A 17,924-nucleotide genomic window follows, 5' to 3' on the forward strand; every position below is an offset into this window, starting at 1 on the left:
CAGGTTCCTTTTTATTATTGACGCACAACAACTTCATTTGTTTGCAGTGGACCATATGATATCTCTTTATCTTGAAATGTATATGTAGCCTGAAAGAATGCTTGTTTAAGAGCTTTATCTTTATTAGCTTTTATTTTACAACGTAGTTCCACCTTTTCATTCGGTAACAAATCATCAATTCGCCACCTTACAAGCTGGAATAAAAACTCACTTATCCCCTTATCAACTTTTAAAGAATTAGGAATATAAGCAAAGTAATCTCGAATCATATGACTTACAACAACTCTCGAAATCATTTCTACCCCTTTATTTTCCACTTCAATTCTCATAATAAGTATGTCGTTTACATCGTAGGTCAATTCATACGAAAATTGTTCTGTATACATACTACCAATTTTTAATGTAACGGCTACTTGAGGAAATTCATTTTCCTTTTTCGATCCGTCAATCCACAATACTGGTTGTAGCGGTATTGAATACTTTCCTGTATCCGAAATTCGCCCCCATATTTTCATAATATATATTCACCTCATTTCAGATGTATCATACACACAATGAATTCCCCAAATTACTAAAGCTTACTACAAGCAATGTTTAATATTTCTCTTCCTTTTATCCTATTCGACAATATGAAGAAAAAACCATTTTTCATCTATTAACAGAAGGTGTTCTTAATGAAATTTTTTTACAATTTACTTTATGGCAATATTCAGTATGGTTCACTCGTTCTCTACTCATACGAAAGAATATTTTGACGGAAGAAAAAGTTTGCCTTATAGTCAAATTTGACTATAATATTCTTTATGGCATATCAGTGCACTTATGGAAAAGAAATTAAAATCAACTATACATTTAAATTTTTTATCCACTGCACTCAAAACTTAATATAGTTTACTTATTTCTAAAGGAGGGTTATATTTGGAAACTCAACCATTAAAAAAAGACGCCAACAAGACAAAATTTGTTGTTGCTGGTTTACTGCTTGGTATATTAATGGCCGCAATGGATAATACAATCGTTGCAACCGCAATGGCAACAATTGTTGGAGACTTAGGAGGATTTGATAAGTTTGTTTGGGTCACATCAGCTTATATGGTAGCAACAATGGCAGGGATGCCTATCTTCGGGAAACTTTCTGATATGTATGGGCGGAAACGTTTTTATATTGGTGGCCTCATTCTTTTCTTATTCGGTTCTGCGCTCTGCGGAACAGCTTCAAGTATTGAGCAATTAAGTATTTATAGAGCTATTCAAGGTATCGGTGGTGGTGCTCTTATGCCTATCGCCTTCACAATTATGTACGATATCTTCCCACCAGAAAAACGCGGGAAGATGACAGGACTATTCGGTGCTGTTTTCGGGACCTCTAGTGTATTCGGTCCTTTATTAGGCGCTTATATTACAGACTATATAAGTTGGCATTGGGTCTTCTATATCAATATTCCATTAGGACTTATCTCCTTTTTCTTCATTACTAAATACTACAGTGAGTCTCTAGAATTTAGAAAACAAAAAATTGATTGGGCTGGTGCTATTACACTTGTCATAAGTATCGTTTGCTTAATGTTCGCATTAGAACTTGGTGGTAAGGAATATGCCTGGAATTCCAATGTAATTATTGGCTTATTTACAACAGTAGTTATTACGCTTATTATTTTCTTCTTTGTAGAACGAAAAGCAACCGAGCCTATTATTTCGTTCCATCTATTTAAAAAACCTTTATTCGCAGCTAGTCAAGGAGTTGCCTTTTTCTATGGTGCCGCTTTTATTATCTGTACAGTTTATATTCCAATCTTCATTCAAGGCGTTCTTGGAGGTTCCGCCTCTAATGCTGGATTAATTTTAACACCAATGATGGTTGGTTCTGTAATTGGAAGTCAAACAGGAGGACAATTAGCTTCTCGAACAAGCTATCGTAACATTATGATGGTATCTGGCGTCTTCTTCGTTCTTGGTATTTATTTATTAAGTACTTTAACAATGGACACACCTCGTTTACTCGTAACACTATTTATGATTCTCGCTGGGCTTGGTGTTGGCTTCTCATTCTCAGTATTAAGTATGTCTTCTATTCACAAGTTAGAAATGCGAGACCGTGGTTCGGCGACATCAACAAACTCATTCTTCCGATCACTCGGTATGACTCTTGGTGTAACGATTTTCGGTACAATTCAAAATCATATTTTTACAGATAAACTAAACTCTGTGTTCCCCCCTGAACTAGCAAAATTAGCTCCAAAAGGTGGAGACACAAGTTTCTTATTATCACCAGGCGCTACCGCAAAAATTCCTGCTGAAATATTAGCGGGTATTAAAGAAGCTCTCGCTACATCTATTGCGAACACATTCTTCTGGGCACTTATTCCGGCTGTACTAAGTATTATTTGTATTTTACTTATGGGAAATGAACGCCTCTATACAGGCCCTAAAAAGAAAGAAAAACAAAAGCAAGTCAGTTAATATAAAAAAGAAGCGGCATATCCCTTTATGAAAAAGGATATGCCGTTTATAATATGTATAAAGTGAATCTTTAATCAGTGGCGGTTTTGTTCATCCCCCACTGATTATTAATTGAACCAATCGGGCTTTTATGGACAGCCCGCCCCCCACCTAACTTCTTTGGTTCTGCTGAATTTTTGGGTGGGTGTCTTGCTGCCCGTTAATGCCGGATAAAGTTTTTATATACAGGAGTTGAGACAGCATGAGCATGAAATTAGTCATTCTCGGCTTGCTACTCGAAGGAGATAAACATCCATATGAAGTGCAGCATATTATGAAAGAACGACAAATGGATTGTTACATTAAATATGCTAAAGGATCACTTTATTACGCCTTCGAGCAATTAGAAAAGCAAGGCGCAATTCATATTACAAATGTAATTAGAGACACAAATCGACCTGACAAAACGATTTTTCATATAACAGAAGAAGGCAAAAAACTATTCCACACTTTACTATTAAAACAATTCGAAGCAAAAAACCAAATATATAAACCTATTTATTCAGCCTTATCTTTCGCTCACTTTAGCAATGATCACGAATTAGTTCCTATTTTAGAAAAAAAGAAAAACGATACTCTTCAATATTTACATACTATGCAAACGATATATGATTGTAATAAAGGAAAAGTTCCACGTGCACAACTATATATTTTACAAAGTGTAATTGAGCATATTACAGTTGAATTACAATGGCTAAACACCCTCCTTAAAGATGCTATAGCAGGCCGACTTTCAGAAGTTGCTATAGATGAAAATTGAGCTATGAAAGAAGACATCCCTACTTCTTTCATAGCTCAATTTCTCTTTTTATACTGTAATATTATTAGTTACTTCAGAATAAAAAAAGTCAGAATAATAAGAAATAAAAACTTTGGAATTTTCTTATTTTAAAACAGTAGACAAAATTCCAAAAATTGTGTTAGAATTTGTTTCAATATCATATCGCTTGTTAAATTCCTTTCAAAAGGAAAATAGGTACACGAAAGTTTCGTTTCGTGTTTAAAAGGGAAGCTTGGTGAAACTCCAACACGGTCCCGCCACTGTAAATGCTGAGATTTCTTTTTAGTGCCACTGTGAAAACGGGAAGGTGAAAGAAATTATATGAAGCATAAGTCAGGAGACCTGCCTGTTTTAACAACACTGATAGATTCACGGATGATGATGAGGTGTTAAAACAAAAAGGAAGGCTTATTTTCTATGTCTTTGTACTTTTTGTTATAGGTATTTCCTAGTAAACGGAAATGCTTACTTTCAATTAGGGAGGAATTTAAAATGGCAATTCAAACAAGTAACTTAGGTTATCCACGTATCGGACTACAACGAGAGTGGAAAAAAACATTGGAAGCTTTTTGGTCCAATAAAATCGATGAAGAACAATTTTTAACAACAATGAAAGAAATTCGCCTTCAACACGTAAAAGTACAGCAAGAAAAAGGGATTGAACTCATTCCAATTGGCGACTTTACATATTATGATCACGTTTTGGATACTGCCTATATGCTAGGATTTATCCCATCACGTTTTTCTGAGTTTACATCTTACCTTGATGTATATTTCGCAATGGCGCGTGGCTCTAAAGATCACGTAGCTTCCGAAATGACAAAATGGTTTAACACAAACTATCACTATATCGTTCCTGAATATGAAGAGGGATTACAAATCTCTTTAAAAGATAATCGTCCACTTCGCTTATACGAAGAGGCAAAACAAGAATTAGGAGTAGATGGCAAGCCTGTTATTTTAGGACCATATACTTTCTTAAAATTAGCTAAAGGCTATACACAAGAACAATTTTCTACCATTTTAAAACAGTTAGTTGCACCTTACGTACAACTGCTTTCAGAACTACATGCAGCTGGTGCACAAGCCATTCAAGTTGATGAACCGATTTTCGCTTCTTTAACTAAAGAAGAAGTTCAACAAGCAAAAGAAATTTATGAAGCTATTCGTAAAGAAGTTCCAAATGCGACTCTTCTTTTACAAACATATTTTGATAGCGTAGAAGAAAACTATGAAGAAATTATTACATTCCCGGTATCCGGTATTGGATTAGATTTCATTCATGGTAAAGAAGGTAATTTACATGCTATTTCAAAATATGGATTCCCAGCTGATAAAACTTTAGCTGTCGGTTGTATAGACGGCCGTAACATTTGGAGAGCTGACCTTGATGAAGTTCTTGCGTTATTTACAACGTTACAAAAACAAGTCCAAACGAAAGATTTCATCGTTCAGCCTTCTTGTAGCTTATTGCATACACCAATCGATAAAACAGAAGAAACTCACTTATCGAGTGAGCTGTTTGATGCGTTAGCATTTGCAAATCAAAAATTAGAAGAGTTAGTTCTTATTCATTCCGCTCTCACTCAAGGTACAGAAAGCATTAGTAATGAGCTGGAAACATACCGAAATGTACATCATACAATTCGTTCATCTGCTGCACGTAACCGTGAAGATGTCAAAGCAGCACGAACAGCACTAAAAGAAGAAGATTTTTCACGTCCTCTTCCATTTGAAAAACGATACGAATTACAACAAGTTGCCCTGGAGTTACCGCTATTACCAACAACGACTATTGGTAGCTTCCCGCAAACAACTGAAGTTCGTCAAACGCGAAAAGAATGGCGTAACGGTGTTATTTCAAATGAACAATATGAACAATTTATTGAAAAAGAGACAGAAAAATGGATTCGTTACCAAGAAGAAATTGGGCTTGATGTCCTTGTACATGGTGAATTTGAAAGAACTGACATGGTCGAATATTTTGGTGAGCGCCTTGCTGGTTTCTCATTCACTAAAAACGGTTGGGTACAATCATACGGTTCCCGTTGCGTAAAACCACCTGTTATCTATGGTGATGTAGCCTTTATTAACGGAATGACTATTAAGGAAACAGTTTATGCACAAAGCTTAACGGAGAAAGTTGTAAAAGGAATGTTAACTGGCCCTGTTACAATTTTAAATTGGTCCTTCGTTCGAAATGACATTCCAAGAAAAGAAGTTTCGTATCAAATTGCACTAGCTCTTCGTCACGAAATTGAACTACTTGAATCTTCCGGAATTAGAGTAATCCAAGTCGATGAGCCCGCACTTCGTGAAGGAATGCCACTAAAAGAAAAAGATTGGGATGCTTATATTACATGGGCAGTACAATCCTTCCTTTTAGCAACTTCTTCTGTAGCAAATGAAACACAAATTCATACTCATATGTGTTACAGTAACTTCGAAGATATTGTTGACGCGATTCGCGCATTAGATGCAGATGTGATTTCTATTGAAACATCAAGAAGTCACGGAGAATTTATTGATACTTTAAAACATACAACATATGAAAAAGGCATCGGCCTAGGCGTATATGATATTCATAGCCCACGTGTACCGAGTAAAGATGAAATGTATAAAATTGTAGAACAATCTTTAGAAGTATGCGATCCTAAATATTTCTGGATTAATCCTGATTGTGGTTTAAAAACGAGAAGAACAGAAGAAGTTATTCCAGCTTTAGAACATATGGTGCAAGCAGCGAAAGATGCTCGTTCCCTTTTAAAAACAAACGCATAACAAAAATGGGTTATCCTTTTCTCAGGATAACCCATTTTTTATTCTTTACTTTCAAAAAAGAATTCGTATTGTATTTTATATAATTCATCATCCGTTGGCTCTTCAAGAGGAATTGCTTGTAAGACCACTGTATACTCACCATTTGGAATAGGTATTTGAAATTTATTTGAAAGAATACTCGTTATAACGATACTTTCATTTTCAACTGTAAAAGGAACCGTAATCGTTCTAACCACTTCTTCTTTTTCAATATGTTTCTCGCAAGTCACTTTCACTTCACAAGTATAATCAGAAAGTGCTTCAAAAATAACAGTTCCCTCTGCCTGAGCATAACCTCTTTCAAAATCTTCATCCGTCCAGTCTACATAAGGCTGCTCACCGTCATAGTTCATCAACATTAATTGCGAATAAGAAATTGTTAACTCCATAGTTCCCATTCTCCTTCATTATGAAATGTACAACTACTACTTCACTTCAAATTTCACACGCGTACCATCTGGATATTTATCTAACTTATTCCCTACCCAAGAGCCTGCTCCGCGGTTATCCGCCGGACTTATATATTCAATATGTGCTCCTTTTCCACCTTCCTTGCACATCGCCATTGGCCATTCATCACGATCATACCCTTTTTTTGAAGGATATGGTGCTAACGACAATTTCCTTCTATCTGCAGCACCACCACGATCGATTGTACAAACTTCTGAATGCCCTTCTTTTATAGCATCCGTAATATGTTTTCCTGTCTCTGGATAACGTTCTTTCGGAAATTCTAACACTTGATCATACGTATTCGTTTTCTTTACACTTGTTTCCTCTGGCACAAGTACTTCATAAACTGCTACTACAATAGACAGAATTGCGATAATTGAAATGATAATACCTTTTAATTGCTTCATGTATACCTCCATGTTTCTACCAGTTTCTTTTTTCCTCCGTTATTATAACAAACTTCTCCTGTATATGTTTTCAGACATTATCTTAGTTATTCCTTGCCATTCCGCCAAAAACTTTCATTTTTTCACTAATGCTGTAGAAAACTAATAGACTTCCGACATTCTTTTTCAAAGGAAGTCCTCATAAAAGATTGAAATGATATATACGATACTTTTTGGGGAGGAAATATCATGGAAGCTACCTATAAAACGAAAGATGTTACGAATAAAACAGGCATCCCAAAACATATAGTCCGCAAATATAGTCAACTGTTAGAGGAACATGGTTATATGATTTCCAAAACAGCTGATGCTCGTATTTATAAACTTGATGATTTAAAACTATTGAAATCTATACATGAAAGAGCTGCTACATTACAAGAAGATATTTCAGAAACGATACCGATTATTTTAAAAGAAAAAGAGGCCCCACCTGTACCAGTTATACAAGATAAACAAGAGATACAACCGAAAGAAAAAGAAGATGGGCGTAACTTTGAGGAGTTCATGTTAAAACTTGAAATGCTAGCTCAATTAAATGAGGCAATTATTCATCAAAATTCTACTCTAATTACACAAAATCGTTTAAAGGATGAGAAACTAGACGAATTGATGCAACAAGTTTATGTAAAAGAAGGCTCTCAAGAAAAAATGCTTCAAGAGTTAGTCGATCACGCCGCTCAAACAGATGCATTGCAAAAAGAAAAGATGGACTTATTAATGAATCATATGTATAAACGAGAATCCAAACAGGAAGAAAAAATGAATAAACTTGTTAGTCAAATTTATAACAAGGACAGTAACCGTGATGCACAGCTTATGCAAGTTATTCGAGAAATTCAAGAAACAAAAAGAATGGTTGCTGCCTCAAAAGAGCAAAGCTTCTTTCAATCATTTAAAAGTTTATTTAACCGAGCAAAACAAGAAAAAACAAATGAATAAACAATATAAAATAAAAAGTTACCTTCCATCGGTAACTTTTATTCCTTATTTTGTACAGCTGGTAATATAATAATTGCTTCAGTGCCTTTTCCACTTTCACTCTTATATTCCAATGTACCATTATGCGCTTGTAAAATACTAAATGTTACCATAAGCCCTAATCCTGTCCCTTTTTCTTTTAAAGAATAATATGGTTGTCCCAGTCTTGCTAACTGTTCTTTTGTCATACCAACACCACTATCTTTAACTCTTATTATGATTGTTTCGTCTTTTTGAATAGCTGTTACTTTTAAATATCCTTTATTTCCTTGAATTGCTTCAATACCATTTTTAACAACATTCATAATAGCTTGCTTCAATTTTGTCTTATCACCAATCGTATAAAGACTTTCTGAAATTTCAACTTGTAAATATACACCTTGCATCGCTGCAAATGACGACATGAGAGTGGTCATTTCTATTAATTGGGCTGATAAACAAATGTGTTCTTTTTTCTCAATTTGCGGCCTTGCTAAATTCAAGTAATCTGAAATAATTTGTTCCGCCCGATCCAATTCAGCTAATACGAGACGCATATAATCCTTATTCTTCACATCTTCCGTACTTTCTAACAATTGGATAAATCCACGAACAACAGTAAGTGGATTTCGAACTTCATGTGCCACACTTGCTGCTAACTCACTTACAATATTAAGCTTTTCTGATTTTTGCATCTCTGTACGTAGCAATGCATTTTCATTTAAATATTCAGTTAAATACACCTGAAATACCATTGTCATGACCATGATAAGCGAGGCAAATATAAATCCGCTATATATTTGCGAAATATACGGTGTAAATCCTGTTTCCAAAAGAACATTAATCATACCTAATACTAAAGAAACAAGCACATAAAATGATGAAATCATAAATGCTAAAATTAATTTCTTATCCCTTGAAAAAAGAGACCATTTCTTTGATAAAAATAGCGGAACTATCAATAGAAATATTACTTCTAAAACTGGAAGAAAGCTCATTCCCTTTAGTAACCATTCATATGCAACAAAAATAACCGCTGGGATTAAACCAACAATCCCACCATATAAAAAACCACTGACAATTGGAATGGGGTGAAAGTTATATCCACACACATTGCCAAAACAAATAGAGTATGTCATGGAGAGAATGAGCGTAACGCTAGATAAAAACATAATAAAGTAACGATTTGGCTTCGGAGGCATTTCTTGATAGCGATTTAAACGAATCGCTTCATATAAAAATAGTGGCAAAATTATGATGGCAATTTGAATCAATAAATCACGGATAAGCTCCATAACCTCTCATCCCCTATATGTATTTTGATATGATTATATCATTTTATAGGTGTATTTGTTTTAAAATTTTGATTTTTCTTAATATATTTGTTAATTCTTTGTTAACAACTCATCATAATTGTTACAGATTTTCGAAATGATTGTAAACCCTGTACCAAATTTCCTTCGTGCAGTATACAATGAATACGGATTACAAAGAAAATATAAAAATACTTTTTTAGACGGACAACTATAGCAAAATACAGCATATAATCCATACTATCTATGTTTACAAATAAGTGATCATTACTTTAGTAGGAGGAAGATAAATATGGCGGGTACTACGCTTGTTTTAAAAGAAGAAAATTTGGTTGTTCTAGAAAATGTTGAAAAATCAGTATATGAAGAGTTACAGCATAAAGCAGGAGATGAAAATTGCACATGTGCTGTGAACGAATCAGTTGTTCACCTTGGCAAGGTATCCTCTGTACTCTGGAATGAAGATGAAATAGATTGGGAATACGGATATTAAAAAGTCGCTTATAGCGGCTTTTTTTCTCTTTTCTCTCTCTTTCTAAATTACATATACAAAGCGCGATCATAGAAAATATGATAAAATGAACTTAATTTTCAAACGGAAGAAAGGGAGATACAATGGAACAATTCATTAACCCTAGAGTGAAGGACATCCAAATTTCTGGAATCCGTCAATTCTCTAACATGATTCAAAACTATGATAATTTGATTTCTTTAACAATCGGACAACCCGATTTCCCTACACCTTCTCTCGTAAAAGAAGCGGCAAAACGGGCTATTACAGAAAACTATACAAGCTATACACATAACGCTGGTTTACTAGAATTACGCAAGGCAGCTTGTAACTTCGTAAAAGATAACTACGATTTACATTACTCACCTGAAAACGAAACCATCGTTACAATTGGTGCTAGTGAAGCAATTGACGTTGCATTCCGAACGATTTTAGAGCCCGGAACAGAAGTAATTTTGCCTGCTCCTATTTATCCAGGATACGAACCTATTATTCGATTATGCGGTGCAACGCCTATTTTTGTAGATGTTCGTGAAACTGGATTTCGTTTAACAGCTGAAGCGCTAAAAAATGCTATTACAGAAAAAACAAGATGTATCGTACTACCGTACCCTTCTAACCCAACTGGTGTAACCTTATCAAAAGAAGAACTAAAAGATATTGTAGATGTTTTAAAAGATAAAAATATTTTCGTTCTTTCAGATGAAATTTATAGCGAGCTTGTATATGAACAAAAGCATACATCTATCGCTCATTTCCCAGAAATGCGTGAAAAGACTATTGTCATTAACGGTTTATCTAAATCACATTCTATGACTGGCTGGCGTGTTGGCCTTTTATTCGCACCAAGCTATTTAGCAGGGCATATATTAAAAGTTCATCAATACAATGTAACGTGCGCTACTTCAATCGCTCAATACGCTGCAATCGAAGCATTAACAGCAGCTAAAGACGCACCAAAAATGATGCGTCATCAATATAAAAAACGCCGTGATTACGTATATAATAGACTCACTCAAATGGGATTAACAGTTGAAAAACCAACAGGTGCATTTTACTTATTCCCATATGTTGGTCATTTGACATCTTCATCATTTGATTTTGCACTTGATCTTGTCAAAGAAGCTGGACTAGCTGTAGTTCCTGGAACAGCATTCTCTGAATACGGTGAAGGCTACCTTCGTTTGTCCTATGCGTATAGTATTGAAACTTTAAAAGAAGGCTGCGACCGATTAGAAGCCTTTCTAAAGAAAAAAGCTAAGAGTTAAACTCTTAGCTTTTTTTATGCATAATAATCACAAGTTTGACGTTTTAGTAATTTATGAGGAATAATGATACACTTTGCAGTGGATTCTGCATTCTCTACTTTATCAACTAAAGCTTTTGCTCCCTCATATCCCAGCTGATAAATATTCACATCAACTGTCGAAAGTGGAGGGCTCGCAATTTCTGATAATAAAGCATTATTAAAGCTTACAATAGAAACATCCTTCGGTACAACGAATCCTTTTTTAGAAAGAGCACTTAACACACCAAGTCCAATTAAGTCATCCGTTGCCATAATTGCCGTCGGCGGTTGCTGCAGTCCCATTAATTCCTCAACCGCTTGTTGACCACTTTCCCTCGAAAAATCAAAATGTAAAATATACTCTTTTGGTAATACAATGTCTGCTAATTTCAAGGCATCACTCATACCAGCTAAACGATCTCTCGTTACAAGTAAATCTGATCCACCACCAATGAACGCGATTTGCTTATGCCCTAATGAAATTAAATATTCTGCGACTTCTCTTGCAGCTGTATAATTGTCATTATCTACATATGTAATTTCATCTTTTCGATTATATGGTTTTCCTATTAAAACAAACGGGAAATTTTGTTCATGTAAATATTGAATAATCCGATCATTCTCCCTTGAATATAAAAGAATAATTCCACCAATTTGGCGTCCCTGTACCATCTTTACGACACCATTAAAAATTTCTTCTTCCGTTTCACCTGTCGACATGTAAAGCGCATAACCTTCTACGTGTGCAAATGAACTAATCCCTCTTATAACTTCTGGGAAAAATGGATTTTGAAAAGCTTTACTTGCAGAACTTGGCATAACAAGACCAAGTGTTTTCGTCGTTTGGTTCGCAAGATTTCTCGCATTTAAATTAGGATGATACCCTAATTCACTCATCACTTTCCTAACACGGCGCTTTGTCTTTTCACTTATACTTGGATTATCAGCAATTACACGAGAAACTGTTGATGGTGCAACATTCGCTTGCTTCGCCACATCTTTAATTGTAACTGTCATAAAAATCCCCCTCCTCTCATTTCTCTGCCATTTTTCATATATTTTATCTCGCACTCATTGCAAGTCATAAACTTTCATTTCTTATATCTTGCAAAACTAATCCTATTCTCCCTCTTCATGTATTGTAAGGGATATAGCTATTTTTTCCTATACTATAATATACTATTTATTTCACATCTTTTCGCATGTGATGTCAAATCTCTTTTCATCTCCCTATAAAGTTATTTATAGGGAGATGAAAAGAAAAATGGGACGTAATGTCCCATTTTTCATCCTTTCGTACCTCCAGCTGTTAAACCGGAAACAAAATATTTTTGTAGTGATAGGAATAAAATTGAAATCGGGATCGCAATTAACACAGAACCCGCTGCAAACGTTGTAAATTCATTACCGAATTTCTTCGCAACCATTTCATATAATCCAACTGCTAAAGTATAATTTTCTGGTGTTCGCAAAATAATACTCGCTAAAATGAAATCTGTAAATGGACCAATGAAAGTAAATAACGCTACAACCGCTACGATTGGCTTTGCAAGTGGCATAATGATTTGCCAGAAAATACGGAAATGCCCTGCTCCATCCATTCGAGCTGATTCATCCAACTCTTTCGGAATCGTATCAAAATACCCTTTCATAAGCCATGTATTCATCGGAATTGCTCCGCCCACATAAATTAAAATTAATGCAAGATGTGTATCAAGTAATCCTGTTAACTGAGCTAATATATATAGTGCGATTAACGCTGCAAAATTCGGGATCATTTGCAGAATTAAAAATGTTAATAAACCATTCTTTCTTCCAACAAAACGATATCTCGAAAATGCATAAGCAGTAAAACTAATGGCTAGTACAGAGAAAATCATCGTCATTACGCTAACTTTCAAAGTATTTTTATACCAAAGTAAGTAATTACTTGAATCGAGATCAAGTAGCTTGCGATAATGATCTAATGTGGCATTTTTCGGAATAATACTTGACCCAGATAAACTATCCCCTGGATTAAACGATGAGCCAATTATCCATAGTAATGGATAGAAAATAATCGCACACATTATGAAGATAACTAAATAACTTAATGAAAGACGTAGCATCTTTTGTCGTTTAATATTCATTTACATCATATCCTCTTCTTGGAATGATTTTGTTCTCTTAAATTGCCATAACGCAACTGTAATAACAATTAACGATAAAATCATTGTAAGAGCTGCTGCTTTGCCGTACTGAGCCGAAGTCATCGTTAACTTATAGATCCATGAAATTAAAATATCCGTTCCACCTGCATTTTGTCCAGACACAGCAGGTCCTCCGTTATTAAATAGATAAATAATACTAAAATTATTAAAGTTAAACGTATATTGCGTAATTAATATTGGCGCTGTTGCATATAACACAAGTGGCAATGTAATTTTGCGGAACTGTTGCCAAGCAGTTGCTCCATCTACTGTAGCCGCTTCATATAATTCTCCTGGAATCGATTGCAATATACCTGTTGTCATTGCAAAGACGAACGGGAAACCAAGCCATGTTTGAATCATAATTAAAGCAATCTTTGACCAAAACGGGTCTGTCATCCAAGCAATCTTTTCAATCCCGAATAAAGCTAATACTTGGTTGTTAATTGCTCCAAATGTTTCATTAAACATACCAGCAAATACAAGAATAGATACGAATGCTGGAACAGCCCACGGTAAAATAAAGATTGTTCGAATAATTGCCTTACCTTTAATACCAGGCTGATTTACGATAATCGCTAAAAAAATACCAAGTGCAACTTGTAATGTTGTTGCAACGAATGTCCAAATGACAGTCCAAGAAAATACACTTAAAAATGTATCTCTCCACATCGGTAATGTGAAAATATCAATAAAGTTTTTAAAACCCACCCAATCTACTAATTTAGCTGGAGGAGAATGATATAAATCATAGTTTGTAAATCCAATTAAAATTACGAAGATGATTGGAAATACGACAACAAAGATAAGTAGTAGAAAACCTGGTGAAACCATTAAATAAGGAAAGCCTTGATCTAACAAATTACGGTATTGCTCTTTTACAGAATTTAACGGTGTTCCTATATCACGTTTCTTTCCATTTTGATATGCATCATATAAGTTAAATGCATATATGCCGAGCCCAAACGCGATAACGATAAGTGCCAAGATCCCTTCTACTAATAGAAAGACAGAATGGTCACGTGGAACTTCTGTACCGAGCGTTACAATGCCCCATAATCCCATATTTAATAAATCAGCAAAGGCTACAATAAATGAACCTGTTAATACTAGAAAAATAAGACCTTTTACAAATTGTTTATTATATATTTGGCCCATGCCCGGAATGATTGATAACACGGTTGCCATTTTCCTATGCTTTGAATGGTTTAACCCCTTTGCAGGTTCCATAGATGTTTGCATGTTCCTTCCCCCTTTTTTCTTCCCACATGGAAGGGAGAGAATTCGTGCCCCTCATATTAGAGGCACGAATTTCACCTTATTTTTTCTTACTATGATTTGCCTCAATATTACCTTTAATTTGTTTCACTGCACTATCAAGTGCGGATTTTGGTGCTTCTTTATCTGATACAACTAATTGAAGCGCATCCCCAGCTGGTTTCCAAACTTCCTGCATTTCTGGAATATTCGGCATTGGAATTCCATTTTCCGATTGCGTCGCAACCGCTTTTGCAGCCTCATTTTCTTTAATGATTGGATCTTCCATTACTGATTTTACTGGTGGAATTTCTTTCGTTTTCTCAAAGCGAATTTTAGCATTTTCTTCATTTGTAACCCACTCAGTAAATTTTGTAGCTAAATCATTTTGTTTAGAGAAGCTTGTTACATGCCATCCTTTTACGCCAACGAACGTTTTCATCGGTTGACCATTTGGTAATTTCGGCATTGGAGCAACACCATAATCTATTCCAGCCTTTTCCATCGCTTGGAATGCCCATGGACCATTCATAATAGATGCTGCTTTTCCTTCATTAAACAATCCATCTGCAGCTGAACCACCAGATTCACCGATAATACCTTTCGGGAATAACTTTTCTTTGTACCATTTTTGAATATATTCAGCACCTTGTACCGCACCGCTATTATTTAATCCAATATCATTTGCATTTGGCTTTCCATCTTTTTCACCAAATACATAACCACCCATACCTGCCATAAATGCATTAGCGAAGTAGAAGTTATCTCCTAGTGCTAAAAATCCGTATTTTCCATCTTTCGTAAAGTCTTTTGAGAAGTTAAACAGTTCATCCATCGTTTCGGGTGCTTTTTGCATCATTTTTTTATTATAAATAAAGATTGGTGTTTCAATCGCTTTTGGTAAACCGTATATTTTTCCGTTATATGTTTGTGCTTCTATTGATAAATCTGTAAATTTACTTTTTACTGTATCATCTACTTTCACTTCTGAAAGTAGCCCTTCTGTTACCGCATTACCAATATGATCATGTGGCAATGTTACAACATCTGGCCCTGTGCCAGCTGGACCGTCGAGACGAAGTTTTTCTATTTGTTTCGTCATCTGAACCTCTTCAACTTTTACTTTCACATTATATTTCTTTTCAAAACTTTTCACCGCTGGCTCTAGACCCACACCTTTTTTCTCATCTTCCCAAACAAGAAGGTCATAGTCTTTTTTCGCTTTACTTTCCTCTTTTTTCCCTGAATCTTTCGGTCCACATGCAGATAACATACCAATAGATAATGCGGAAACCGTTAATAATGATAATGCTTTCTTCATCCCAAAAACCTCCCTAAATTGTCTATGTACCTTAGTAACTGAAAACGTTTGCATTTAATAGTTTAATTGAAGCGCAAACAATATTTCAATTTATGAAAACGTTTGCGCTATTTGTCTATCATTATACATTCTTTTATTCATTTTGCAAATATTAATTTAAAAATTATGTCATTATACTCTTTATGCATTGACTTTATATGAAATGAATACTACTCTTATAAGCAATATTAAAGCTACGAGAAAGGCAATCGTTTGCAATATAGGCTTTATTATTACACTTAAGGGAATACTATGTATAGAGATATTGAAGGGGGATTTTCTATATGTTTAAAGAAGCCATTTATCATAGGCCGAAAGATAATTATGCATACGCTTACAATGAACAAACAATTCACATCCGCATACGTACTAAGAAAGATGATATTCAAAACGCCGATCTTATTTACGGTGATCCTTACGAATGGAAAGACGGGAAATGGATTTCATTAAGTACACCAATGAAAAAAACGGGTTCTACTGCATTATTTGATTATTGGTCCATTTCAATCGAACCAAAATTTAAGCGCTTACGTTATGGATTTGAATTAAAATCTGAAACAGACACTCTTATTTATACAGAGCGAGGATTCTTTTCTAACATTCCAAATGATGATGTTGGTAACTTTTTCTGTTTTCCATTTATTCATGCAGATGATGTATTCAAAGCACCACCCTGGATTAAAGACACCATTTGGTATCAGATTTTCCCTGAACGATTCGCTAATGGCGATAGTACGCTGAATCCAGAAAACACTCTTCCTTGGGGAAGTACGAATCCAACTCCAACTAATTTTTTCGGTGGAGATTTTGCTGGTGTTATTCAAAACCTTGATTACCTTATTAAGCTTGGCATTTCCGGAATATATTTCACACCTATTTTCAAAGCTCATTCAAACCATAAATATGACACAATTGACTATATGGAAATTGATCCACAATTTGGGACGAAAGAAACTTTCAAAGAGCTCGTTGAAGAATGTCATAAGCACGGTATAAAAGTAATGCTCGATGCTGTGTTTAATCATAGTGGATACTTTTTCGAGAAATTTCAAGACGTTCTAGAGAACGGTGAGAAGTCCGCATATAAAGAGTGGTTCCACATTCATGAATTCCCGATTATAACCAAGCCACTTCCAAATTATGATACTTTCGCCTTTACACCGTATATGCCTAAATTAAATACAGCTCATCCAGATGTAAAAGAATACTTACTTGAAGTAGGACGTTATTGGGTACGAGAATTCAATATAGATGGCTGGCGTCTTGATGTCGCAAATGAAGTCGATCACAACTTTTGGAGAGAATTCCGAACTGAAATAAAGACATTAAATCCTGAAGTATATATTTTGGGAGAAATTTGGCACGATGCCCTTCCGTGGCTACAAGGCGATCAATTTGATGCTGTCATGAGCTACCCTGTTACAAACGCTCTACTTTCTTACTTTGCTAACGATTCCATTAAAGCAAGTGAATTCATGAAGCAAATTACAGAATCTCTACATTCCTACTCTATGAATGTAAATGAAGCAGCCTTTCATTTATTAGATAGCCATGATACTCCAAGAATTTTAACAACATGCAATGGAGATAAAAATAAGTTGAAATTGCTCTATGTATTCCATCTTTCTTTCATCGGCTCTCCATGTATTTATTACGGAGATGAAATCGGCATGGATGGTGGTATGGACCCCGATTGCCGTAAATGTATGATTTGGGATACTAAAGAACAAGATCATGCATTATTTACACATATACAAACATTGATTTCATTACGAAAACAACATGCAGCTTTTGGAGGACATGGTACTTTTCAATTCATCGAAGCAAATGATGAACATAATTATATTTCTTATACGAAAACATATGAGGATGAAACTATCTTTTTCGTTTTAAACCCCACTAATAGTGAAGTTACAGTTTCACTCCCTCTTCATGTTACTGGTAAGAAAATAATTAACATTTATACAAATGAAGAATTTTCAGCAGAAGCAAGTGTATTACAAGTTACACTTCCTCCATATGGATTCTCCATATTAAAATGGTAACCCAA

General features: G+C 35.0%; 15 protein-coding genes and 1 riboswitch. Of the genes, 7 read left to right on the forward strand and 8 right to left on the reverse strand.

What is annotated here, in order from left to right:
• Window positions 1-14 precede the first annotated feature (14 nt).
• Window positions 15-515 (reverse strand): hypothetical protein, encoded by a 501-nt coding sequence (locus tag MHI26_RS20635; RefSeq protein WP_000708116.1) that lies wholly within the window; start codon window positions 513-515, stop codon window positions 15-17.
• Between the two features lie 403 nt (window positions 516-918).
• Between MHI26_RS20635 and MHI26_RS20640 the strand changes: the two genes are divergently transcribed.
• The 3 genes from MHI26_RS20640 to metE all read left to right on the forward strand — a co-directional run bounded on the left by MHI26_RS20640 (window position 919) and on the right by metE (window position 6,061).
• Window positions 919-2,460 carry an MDR family MFS transporter gene (locus MHI26_RS20640; protein ID WP_061666347.1) on the forward strand — a complete coding sequence of 514 codons (1,542 nt, stop codon included), beginning with the start codon at window positions 919-921 and terminating at the stop codon, window positions 2,458-2,460.
• Between the two features lie 241 nt (window positions 2,461-2,701).
• The gene (locus MHI26_RS20645; RefSeq protein WP_000062063.1) at window positions 2,702-3,259 is read left to right on the forward strand and encodes a PadR family transcriptional regulator; all 558 of its coding nucleotides are present in this window, start codon (window positions 2,702-2,704) and stop codon (window positions 3,257-3,259) included.
• Window positions 3,260-3,456: 197 nt separating this feature from the next.
• Window positions 3,457-3,644: riboswitch (cobalamin riboswitch) on the forward strand.
• A gap of 128 nt (window positions 3,645-3,772) precedes the next feature.
• On the forward strand, window positions 3,773-6,061 hold the full coding sequence (metE, locus tag MHI26_RS20650) for a 5-methyltetrahydropteroyltriglutamate--homocysteine S-methyltransferase (protein WP_001007611.1): 2,289 nt from the start codon (window positions 3,773-3,775) through the stop codon (window positions 6,059-6,061).
• A 38-nt stretch (window positions 6,062-6,099) separates the two neighbouring features.
• Here metE and MHI26_RS20655 read toward each other — a convergent pair whose 3' ends face one another.
• Window positions 6,100-6,489, reverse strand: coding sequence for a competence protein ComJ (locus tag MHI26_RS20655; RefSeq protein ID WP_000424036.1), 390 nt, complete (start codon window positions 6,487-6,489; stop codon window positions 6,100-6,102).
• Window positions 6,490-6,525: 36 nt separating this feature from the next.
• Window positions 6,526-6,960 carry a DNA-entry nuclease gene (gene nucA / locus MHI26_RS20660; protein ID WP_000811508.1) on the reverse strand — a complete coding sequence of 145 codons (435 nt, stop codon included), beginning with the start codon at window positions 6,958-6,960 and terminating at the stop codon, window positions 6,526-6,528.
• 228 nt (window positions 6,961-7,188) lie between these two features.
• On the opposite strand from nucA, the gene MHI26_RS20665 reads away from it, so the two are divergent.
• The gene (locus MHI26_RS20665; protein ID WP_000388465.1) at window positions 7,189-7,938 is read left to right on the forward strand and encodes a DUF3967 domain-containing protein; all 750 of its coding nucleotides are present in this window, start codon (window positions 7,189-7,191) and stop codon (window positions 7,936-7,938) included.
• A 38-nt stretch (window positions 7,939-7,976) separates the two neighbouring features.
• Here the strand turns inward: MHI26_RS20665 and kinB are convergent, their stop codons facing one another.
• The gene (gene kinB / locus MHI26_RS20670; protein ID WP_000420361.1) at window positions 7,977-9,251 is read right to left on the reverse strand and encodes a sporulation sensor histidine kinase KinB; all 1,275 of its coding nucleotides are present in this window, start codon (window positions 9,249-9,251) and stop codon (window positions 7,977-7,979) included.
• Between the two features lie 310 nt (window positions 9,252-9,561).
• On the opposite strand from kinB, the gene MHI26_RS20675 reads away from it, so the two are divergent.
• Together MHI26_RS20675 and MHI26_RS20680 are read left to right on the forward strand one after the other, a co-directional pair.
• On the forward strand, window positions 9,562-9,762 hold the full coding sequence (locus tag MHI26_RS20675; RefSeq protein WP_000929277.1) for a hypothetical protein: 201 nt from the start codon (window positions 9,562-9,564) through the stop codon (window positions 9,760-9,762).
• Between the two features lie 122 nt (window positions 9,763-9,884).
• The gene (locus MHI26_RS20680) at window positions 9,885-11,048 is read left to right on the forward strand and encodes an aminotransferase A (protein WP_000434576.1); all 1,164 of its coding nucleotides are present in this window, start codon (window positions 9,885-9,887) and stop codon (window positions 11,046-11,048) included.
• Between the two features lie 14 nt (window positions 11,049-11,062).
• On the opposite strand, the gene malR is transcribed toward MHI26_RS20680, so the two are convergent.
• The 4 genes from malR to MHI26_RS20700 form a co-directional block, all read right to left on the reverse strand.
• A complete protein-coding gene (gene malR, locus MHI26_RS20685) occupies window positions 11,063-12,085 on the reverse strand; it encodes a maltose operon transcriptional repressor MalR (protein WP_061666346.1) in 1,023 nt (340 codons plus the stop codon).
• A 269-nt stretch (window positions 12,086-12,354) separates the two neighbouring features.
• Window positions 12,355-13,197 (reverse strand): maltosaccharide ABC transporter permease MalD, encoded by an 843-nt coding sequence (gene malD / locus MHI26_RS20690; protein ID WP_001022600.1) that lies wholly within the window; start codon window positions 13,195-13,197, stop codon window positions 12,355-12,357.
• Window positions 13,198-14,499, reverse strand: a complete 1,302-nt coding sequence (gene malC / locus MHI26_RS20695; RefSeq protein ID WP_001194983.1) for a maltosaccharide ABC transporter permease MalC — start codon at window positions 14,497-14,499, stop codon at window positions 13,198-13,200.
• 76 nt (window positions 14,500-14,575) lie between these two features.
• Window positions 14,576-15,835, reverse strand: coding sequence for an extracellular solute-binding protein (locus MHI26_RS20700; protein ID WP_000709931.1), 1,260 nt, complete (start codon window positions 15,833-15,835; stop codon window positions 14,576-14,578).
• Between the two features lie 323 nt (window positions 15,836-16,158).
• Between MHI26_RS20700 and MHI26_RS20705 the strand changes: the two genes are divergently transcribed.
• A complete protein-coding gene (locus MHI26_RS20705) occupies window positions 16,159-17,919 on the forward strand; it encodes an alpha-glycosidase (protein ID WP_061666345.1) in 1,761 nt (586 codons plus the stop codon).
• Window positions 17,920-17,924 lie beyond the last annotated feature (5 nt).

This window comes from Bacillus sp. FSL K6-1218 (genome assembly GCF_038006445.1).
Lineage (GTDB): Bacteria > Bacillota > Bacilli > Bacillales > Bacillaceae_G > Bacillus_A > Bacillus_A thuringiensis_S.

What these genes read in the sequence shown, in the direction of transcription:
- malR (WP_061666346.1), bottom strand. Translation starts at nt 12,085, where the DNA reads ATGACAGTTACAATTAAAGATGTGGCGAAGCAAGCGAATGTTGCACCA.
- MHI26_RS20675 (WP_000929277.1), top strand. Translation starts at nt 9,562, where the DNA reads ATGGCGGGTACTACGCTTGTTTTAAAAGAAGAAAATTTGGTTGTTCTA.
- MHI26_RS20635 (WP_000708116.1), bottom strand. Translation starts at nt 515, where the DNA reads ATGAAAATATGGGGGCGAATTTCGGATACAGGAAAGTATTCAATACCG.
- MHI26_RS20665 (WP_000388465.1), top strand. Translation starts at nt 7,189, where the DNA reads ATGGAAGCTACCTATAAAACGAAAGATGTTACGAATAAAACAGGCATC.
- MHI26_RS20655 (WP_000424036.1), bottom strand. Translation starts at nt 6,489, where the DNA reads ATGGAGTTAACAATTTCTTATTCGCAATTAATGTTGATGAACTATGAC.
- metE (WP_001007611.1), top strand. Translation starts at nt 3,773, where the DNA reads ATGGCAATTCAAACAAGTAACTTAGGTTATCCACGTATCGGACTACAA.
- MHI26_RS20705 (WP_061666345.1), top strand. Translation starts at nt 16,159, where the DNA reads ATGTTTAAAGAAGCCATTTATCATAGGCCGAAAGATAATTATGCATAC.
- kinB (WP_000420361.1), bottom strand. Translation starts at nt 9,251, where the DNA reads ATGGAGCTTATCCGTGATTTATTGATTCAAATTGCCATCATAATTTTG.
- malC (WP_001194983.1), bottom strand. Translation starts at nt 14,499, where the DNA reads ATGCAAACATCTATGGAACCTGCAAAGGGGTTAAACCATTCAAAGCAT.
- malD (WP_001022600.1), bottom strand. Translation starts at nt 13,197, where the DNA reads ATGAATATTAAACGACAAAAGATGCTACGTCTTTCATTAAGTTATTTA.
- MHI26_RS20645 (WP_000062063.1), top strand. Translation starts at nt 2,702, where the DNA reads ATGAGCATGAAATTAGTCATTCTCGGCTTGCTACTCGAAGGAGATAAA.
- MHI26_RS20680 (WP_000434576.1), top strand. Translation starts at nt 9,885, where the DNA reads ATGGAACAATTCATTAACCCTAGAGTGAAGGACATCCAAATTTCTGGA.
- nucA (WP_000811508.1), bottom strand. Translation starts at nt 6,960, where the DNA reads ATGAAGCAATTAAAAGGTATTATCATTTCAATTATCGCAATTCTGTCT.
- MHI26_RS20700 (WP_000709931.1), bottom strand. Translation starts at nt 15,835, where the DNA reads ATGAAGAAAGCATTATCATTATTAACGGTTTCCGCATTATCTATTGGT.